General features: G+C 61.4%; 1 protein-coding gene. It reads left to right on the forward strand.

Annotated elements, in window-relative coordinates; genetic code table 11:
* The coding region (locus ACODSU_RS25305) for a hypothetical protein (RefSeq protein ID WP_488845727.1) at positions 1 to 539 on the forward strand (539 nt) is incomplete at both ends.

Genomic DNA, 539 nt, shown 5'->3' on the forward strand with positions numbered 1-539 from the left:
GCCTTGCCGCCCTGGTAGAGGCACAGCAGTCCACCACTCATGTTCAAAATCCAGCCGAAATTGCACACGTTGCAGGTGACGTGTCGAAAAATGGCGCTGAATCGAACATGGCACAGCAGCCCGCCCCATCGGCTGCGGCACAAATCGACAGCGCCTTGAATGATTATGCGCAAGCGTTTGTCGCCCGTGTAAACGGATGGACAAAACAAAACGGAGATGATTTGCCGGTCGCGCGCGCCGTGCTTTTTCAGGCGATTACAGACTATGCGCGCGAACTAGCGATGGCATCCCCCCAGCCCTCCCCCACGCCCCAGGCAGACAGCGTGACGGCACCAGCGGCTGGCGCAGTAGCGGGCGCCGATTGGCCGACCAATGAAATGATCGAGGCGGGCCGGAAAGCCGCAGCATCCCATGGCCCACTCTTGGGTAACGGGCAGTCGCTTTGGCATATTTTCCGTGACATGCTTGCCGCCGCACCCACCCCACCCGCCCAGGCGGCAGACAGCGTGCTGGAGGATGCGGCGCGGCTGGACTTCCTT

This window comes from Acidovorax sp. FG48 (assembly GCF_057809085.1).